The organism is Deltaproteobacteria bacterium (genome assembly GCA_021737785.1).
Taxonomy (GTDB): Bacteria; Desulfobacterota; DSM-4660; order Desulfatiglandales; family Desulfatiglandaceae; genus AUK324.
The window spans coordinates 1-6,643 of sequence record JAIPDI010000093.1 but is presented as its reverse complement, the minus strand read 5'-3'; the positions used below and the strand labels follow the sequence as shown (position 1 = coordinate 6,643).

Annotated in this window: 5 protein-coding genes; 3 read left to right on the top strand and 2 right to left on the bottom strand. The window is 54.9% G+C overall.

The features are described from left to right. Positions 1 to 30: 30 nt before the first annotated feature. Together K9N21_23495 and K9N21_23490 are read right to left on the bottom strand one after the other, a co-directional pair. On the bottom strand, positions 31 to 2,277 hold the full coding sequence (locus K9N21_23495; GenBank protein ID MCF8146882.1) for an MEDS domain-containing protein: 2,247 nt from the start codon (positions 2,275 to 2,277) through the stop codon (positions 31 to 33). Positions 2,278 to 2,346: 69 nt separating this feature from the next. Continuing rightward, positions 2,347 to 4,794 carry a PAS domain S-box protein gene (locus K9N21_23490; GenBank protein ID MCF8146881.1) on the bottom strand — a complete coding sequence of 816 codons (2,448 nt, stop codon included), beginning with the start codon at positions 4,792 to 4,794 and terminating at the stop codon, positions 2,347 to 2,349. A 580-nt stretch (positions 4,795 to 5,374) separates the two neighbouring features. On the opposite strand from K9N21_23490, the gene K9N21_23485 reads away from it, so the two are divergent. From K9N21_23485 to K9N21_23475, 3 genes are all read left to right on the top strand, one after another. Then, positions 5,375 to 5,629, top strand: coding sequence for a type II toxin-antitoxin system HicA family toxin (locus tag K9N21_23485; protein MCF8146880.1), 255 nt, complete (start codon positions 5,375 to 5,377; stop codon positions 5,627 to 5,629). Further along, on the top strand, positions 5,626 to 5,964 hold the full coding sequence (locus K9N21_23480) for a type II toxin-antitoxin system HicB family antitoxin (protein ID MCF8146879.1): 339 nt from the start codon (positions 5,626 to 5,628) through the stop codon (positions 5,962 to 5,964). The genes K9N21_23485 and K9N21_23480 overlap by 4 nt, the downstream gene beginning before the upstream one ends. Before the next feature lie 470 nt (positions 5,965 to 6,434). Continuing rightward, positions 6,435 to 6,643 (top strand): hypothetical protein (locus K9N21_23475; GenBank protein MCF8146878.1); only part of this gene is annotated, 209 nt, incomplete at its 3' end.

Genomic DNA, 6,643 nt, shown 5'->3' with positions numbered 1-6,643 from the left:
AAACACGGTTTTCATGTCCAGTAACATGATCTAACCCCTTAAAAGAACCTTTCCAAGCGCTTCCTTCACGTCTTTCATCGCGAATGGCTTGGCCATGGCGCCCTTGAACCCGTAATCCTTAAAGTTGGCCATGACCGGATCATTGAAATACCCGCTGCAGACAATCGCCCCGACGTTTGGGTCCATCTTGAGCAGTTCCTTGATCACCTGGTCTCCACCCATCCCCCCTTTGATGGTCAGGTCCAGGATGACGGCATCAAAGGGTTCTCCCGAATCCATCTGCCGCTGGTAGGCTTCAATGGCCCCCGGGCCATCCTTGGCCGTCACCACTTCGCATCCAAAAAGCCGGCTCAGTATCTTTACGGCCAACTTTCTCAGGCTTTCCTCGTCGTCCATCACCAGAACCCGCTGGATTGACGATTGTTGATTGCCTGCCCCGTGCAACGCCTGCCCCGTGAAACGTGGAACCTGTTTCTCTGGGGCGGCGCCTGCTTCACTGGGGCCCTCTGCGCGTTCAGCCTGCAAATAAATGGAAACCGTGGTTCCTCCCCCGGGGACCGTGTCCACGGCAATATATCCCCCGTGCTTCTGCACAATGGCATGAGCCGTGGCCAGCCCCAGGCCCATGCCTTTCTGAACGCCCATGGGCTTGGTGGAGAAGTAGGGGTCAAATATCTTGCCCAGGTCCTGTGCCGGAATCCCTTTACCCTGGTCTCCAATGGTGGCCTTGACATAATCGCCGGGCACCAGGGGAAGCGCAAGATCTTCATCCCCATCCTCCACATGAAGGTTCTCTGCGCGAATGGTGAGGGTTCCGCCGTCCGGCATGGCCTCCACGGCATTGGTTAAGACATTCCGGAAAACCGAACCCATCTTATAGGGGTCATAGGGCACGGGCCATAAATCGTCGGGGATGAGCGTGTTCAGAGAAATCCCGCTGTCGGCCGGAACGACATTGGCCGAGTCCGCCAGGAGTGGCTTCAGGGAGCCGACCTCCTTCACCGGCGCACCGCCTCTGGAAAGGGCAATAAGTTCATGGGTGAGATCTCTCACTCTTTTAACGGCCTTGTCCGCCTCTTTGAGAAAATCCGCCTGATCAGATCCGGATGGGGCTTCCAGTGCGGCCAGCGCGAGGTTGCCCATGATAATGGATACCAGGTTATTGTAGTCGTGGGCAATGCCACCGGTCAGTGTCGCAATGGCTTCCGTCTTTTGGGCCCGAAGGAGTTGAGTCTGGAGGCGTCTGGATTCGGTCACGTCGTGAACATTCATGATAAACCCTGAGACAATCGGATGATGAAGGAGGTTCCTGCCCAGTCCTTCGACGACGCGCTCCGAGCCATCTTTGTGAAAAACGCGGAATGAATTGGGGATTTCGGTCTCTTCCGTTTGGACGGCCTGAGCGAAATCCAGCATGGCCCGCTGAATGTCATCCGGATGGATAAAATCGAATACACCTTTTCCAATCAGTACTTGAGGACCATATCCCAGGAAACGCTCCACCGAAGGGCTCGCGTAGGTAATGCTACCCTTCTCGTCAACAATCAGGATCATGTCGGAAGCGTTCTCGGTGATCTCTCTGAAATACGTTTCGCTCTCGCGCAACGCCGCCTCAGCCTTCTTGCGATTCACCATGTCCTGCATCCAGTGACGCAGGTCACAGGCGGCGGGGTCCATTCCCAGGAGATTGGATGGCGGAATGTAGTGGGGGTTTTCGTAGATCTCGGCGCCGATCACGGCCAGGGGATGGGTTCGAAGGACGTCGAGGAGGAGGTCAGGGGCGAATCGGCGCATGTCGTACTGGCACAGGGCCAGGCAACGGCTTCCGGGGAAGAAATCGTTGAGCAGGGCCTCATATTCAATGAGCCGGTCGGACCCGGGCAGGTCCCTCACGGCCCAGGTCATTTCCCCGGTGACCCGGAGCGCCCCATAGCCCTGGGACAGGGCCTGTTCCGTCTCGGCCCGAAGCAGGGCAATCATCTCCCCCGGATCAAAGGTCCCTCCACGCAGGTAAGCCTCCCGGGCCGTCAGGATGTTCAACTGACCCCGCCCCAGGTATGGTCCCACATCCACGCTCTCTGCGCGCAGGTATTCCATGACCGTTTCAGCGGTTCCGGCATCGGCGATATACAGGACCTTTTCGTTTTGGTCCAGACCCTGCCGGAGAAACGGGGTGAGCATGGGCCGGCGCTGGTCGTCGGTTTCATACAGGCAGCAGATGTGGTCCCCGGGCTTGAGGGTAGCGATTCCGTTGACATCCGGCTGTTCGGTTTCCATCACAATCCTCCTTTTTGTGGAGCCCCCTGGCCGCGGTTTTTGCCGATCCGCTATCTCGAAATGTGATTTTCATGGGGTCCCTGGTATCGCCATTACCGCACGGAGCACCCTGGCCAGTTCCTTGAAGTCAAAGGGCTTGGCCAGACTGCCTTTAAACCCGTATTCCTGAAAATCGGCCATTACCGGATCATCAGAATAACCGCTGGAGACGATGGCCTTTATCTCCGGATCTATCTCTATCAATTTCTTGATGGCCTGCTTTCCACCCATTCCGCCCGGAATAGTCAGGTCCAGGATGACGGCATCGTAGGGCTCCTTGGAGTTCTTGGCTTCTTTTACCATCTGAATCGCCTCAACGCCGTCTTTTGCAAATTCCGGCTCATAACCGAACTGATCCAGTATCTTCGCGAGCATTCTTCTTAACGGGGCCTCGTCGTCCATCACCAGAACCTTGCCCTTGCCGGTCAGTAGCTTGTCTTCTTCTTTTTGCGGAACTGCTTTTTCAGAAGCAGGCAGATAGATATGAAATGTTGTGCCCCGCCCTAACGCCGATTCAACCGTAATGCACCCGTCATGCTTATGAATGACGGAATGGGTGGTGGCAAGCCCGAGGCCGCTCCCCGCCTGCTTGGTCGTGAAATAGGGATCGAATATCTTTGAAAGATGGTCTTGCCCAATACCTGTCCCCTGGTCCTTGATGGATATTTTGACATACTTGCCCTTCTTGAGTGGCAGGTCATGCCTCTTCTCGATCGTCAGATTCTCCGCCGCGACCCGGATGATCCCCCCATCCGGCATGGCCTGATCCGCGTTGATAACCACGTTGTGGATCACCTGACTGATCTGCCCGATGTCCACTTCAACCGCCCAGAGGTCGTCTGCCATTGAAAACTCACAGTTGGACTTGGCCCCTCGCAGTATGAAGCGGCAACTTTCCTTGATAAGATCCCCGATGGAACCGGTCTCCTTTACCGGCGCGCCTCCCTTGGCAAAGGTCAACAGTTGCTTGGTCAGTCCCTGGGCCCGTGTGGAGGCAGTCAAGGCTTCGTTCATCAAGCCAAAATTCTCGTCGTCCCGGGGCATCTGATACTGGACCAATGAAATATTGCCGATGATCGTTGTCAGAATGTTGTTGAAATCATGGGCGATGCCGCCGGCCAGCACCCCGAGGGACTCCAGCTTCTGGTTTCTGTTTAGTTCTTCCTCCACCCTGACCCTGTCCGTAATGTCACGGAATACCAGGACCACACCGGCCACATCGTTGTTCCCATCCCGAATGGGAGCGGCGCTGTCCGCGATGATCCGTTCGGTTCCGTCACGGCATATGAGGATCGTGTGGTTGGCCAGGCCGACCACGGTTCCAGCCCTCAAAACAGTTTCCACAGAGGACTCGCACACTTCACGGGTATCTTCATTGATGATGTGAAAGACATGGCCCAAGGGCAACCCCTGGGCTTCCTCCTGGCGCCAGCCGGTCAGCTCTTCCGCCATTTGGTTGATCAGCGCCACCTTTCCCTCAAGATCCGTGGTAATCACGCCGTCGCCGATGGAACGAAGGGTAATCCTGAACCTTTCTTTCTCATATACCAGTTCCTTTTGGGCTTGTTTTTGTTCTGTAATATCCGCGATAATGGTGGCGAACCGCATTTCCTGAGGGCTGTACGCCAGCACCGAAAACCACTTTCCCATGGATTCGGCGTAGTGTTCAAATTGCGTTTGCCGACCGGTGAGAGCAACCTTTCCGTAACGGCCGATCCAGTCGGCAGCCTCTTTTTCGATGCCTGGCACAACTTCAGTCACCTTCCTGCCGATGATCTCATTTCGGCTTAACCCCGTCAATCGCTCGAAAGCGGGATTGGCCTCCAGAAACACGTAGTCCACCGGTTTCCCCGCCTGGTCCAGGACGATCTCATGGAGGGCGAAGCCGTTGACCATATGATCAAATAGCAGACGATACCTGGCCTCACTCTCCTCCAGCGCCCCATCGAGCCGTTTGTGATCGACGATGTTCCACACAACATCCGCCAGGAAGGAAACGATTTCGACATCTTCCGGGGTATAGTCGGTGGCCTTGTTCCCCACACCCAAGATGCCCACGACACGACCGGCCCTCATGATGGGCACGACCAGCTCCCGAACAACCACGGCGTGTCCCTCGGGCATGCCTTTCCGGTGGGGCAGGGATGCGTAGTCATTGTGGATCACCGGCCGGCGTTCGCGCAGGCAGTCCGCCCACACCCCGGCCCGGTCGATCCCGTAATGCATTCCTTTTCCCTCGGCCCTGCAGAATTCCTTGAGCGTCCGTGTGGACCACGCCTGGAGGGAAAGGGTTTTTTGGTCGCTTTCCACAAAATGAAAAAACCCGATGGGGCTTTCGGCCCATGCGCACACTTCATCGAGGCTTTTCCGGAGAAAGGCTTCAAGCGTATGGGACAAAGCGCTTTCGTGGAGACGCAGACGAAGACTGAGTAGGTCTTTATCTCTTGGATTGGAGATCAAGGTGTCTTTTTTCATCATAAATTACCTCACGAATCTATTCGTTGCCCGCATTCAGCACCTTACACATACGTGTATCCTTGCCAGTGGGGGAGCATGTCAGGAACACGGATAGGCATTCCCACCGCTGCCACTGAATGGTCATTCCCTGCCATGGATTCGTCATTCGGTGTGATACAGGGTTGGGGGACGTCCTTCGTTTAGGGAGAAGGGGAATAAGAGAGAGAGAGAGAGAGAGAGAGAGAGAGAGAGCAAAAAATGCGCCATCAGATGGTCGGTCATGCCGGTGCACCTCAGGAAGTGTTGATCGACGGACCGCTCACAACACCCGGGCAAGCCGGCGAAAAAGAACCGATCGGGGGTAAGGTTGTTGGGATAGGTCTGCTCTTTTCAAATAAAAGCATAGATGCAACGTATTGGGAAGTCAAGGAAAAATGCGTAGGCCGTTTTCATGTGGGGACGTCCCCTTCACTTCACTCCCGACCTCTGTCCCTTCTCTGCGTCTCTGAGCGGGAAATATTAAGGTTACAAAAGAAGCTGCGTCCCCTTTTATTCCCCCAATACCCTTGACATGGCGGCAAAAAGTGATATCGTACCATCCATGAACCGCAAAAACCGCAAGACCCTGGCCGCAGTTTTTACCGATCCGCTATCTGGAAATATTGAATGGTCAAAGATCGAGGGCTTATTCAGGGCCGTGGGCTGTGACATTATCGAAGGCAGCGGTTCCAGAATCACCGTTTTACATCAGGGCCGAAAGGCGGCCTTTCACCGCCCGCATCCCGGCAAGGATGCTTTGCGATACCGTGTTGGCGCAGCCCGGGATTTTCTTAAAATGATAGGAGTTACGCCATGAACAACGCCATGACCTATAAAGGCTATACCGCTCGCATCGAGTTCGACGCCGTGGACCGTATCTTTTTTGGCCGTCTATCAGGCATACGAGATATTATCACATTTCACGGCGAGACCGTGGACGAACTCGAAACAGCTTTCAAACAGGCGGTCGACGACTATCTTGCCACCTGTGCCAAACTGGGAGATGCGCCGAACAAGCCCTATTCCGGAAAACTGACATTACGGGTTCCACCGGGCGTACACGCCGCAATCGCCACGGCAGCCGAAAGCAGCGGCAAAAGCCTCAATAAATGGGTTGCGGATACGTTGTATCAGGCCACCCAAGCACCATAACCACCGTCTGAACGTGGTGTCATAAGTGTCAAATCTTGAGTCATGTGGGGACGCTTCACTTCACATCCGACTTCTGTCTTTTCCCTCCGACCTCAGACATCTGACCTCTGTCCCTTCTCTGCGTCTCCGCGTCTCTGCGCGAGAAATAATTAAGGTTACAAAAGAAGCTGCGTCCCCTTTTAGCCGCGCCACAAAGAGCTTGGCGGCCTTTCCCTTGAAGCCGTAAGCCCTGAAATGGGCCAGGACCGGTGAAAGGATAGGCCCATCCGTGGTTTTTGTCAACAAGGGATACGCGGGCGTGGCAATTCAGGAAGTCTTATCCTGCCTCGAACCTCTAAACCTGCCGGGAGAATATTATAGAGGATGGCGCGCGTGAACTGATCGATCGTCTAATACAGGGTTGATTATTTATTTCAGCACTGCTAAGTTTTTTCCGGGATTTTGACGAATCAATTGGCGAGAAGCGAACCATGGCACTACGATTGATTGAATTTTTGCTGGCGGAACACAGCCGCAGCAACCAGTTGGACAAATCATTGCGGGAGCTGGAGGCGATCGATAGCTGGCGGTTGGCAACCGTGGACGGAAGGACGTTGGTTCGCGTGCTGGCTGAGGCCGATCATGCGGAAAGCATTATCGAAACGTTGGAGGGACGTTTTTCTCGCCATGAAGGTTTTCG

What these genes read in the sequence shown, in the direction of transcription:
- K9N21_23495 (MCF8146882.1), bottom strand. Translation starts at nt 2,277, where the DNA reads ATGGAAACCGAACAGCCGGATGTCAACGGAATCGCTACCCTCAAGCCC.
- K9N21_23490 (MCF8146881.1), bottom strand. Translation starts at nt 4,794, where the DNA reads ATGATGAAAAAAGACACCTTGATCTCCAATCCAAGAGATAAAGACCTA.
- K9N21_23485 (MCF8146880.1), top strand. Translation starts at nt 5,375, where the DNA reads ATGAACCGCAAAAACCGCAAGACCCTGGCCGCAGTTTTTACCGATCCG.
- K9N21_23480 (MCF8146879.1), top strand. Translation starts at nt 5,626, where the DNA reads ATGAACAACGCCATGACCTATAAAGGCTATACCGCTCGCATCGAGTTC.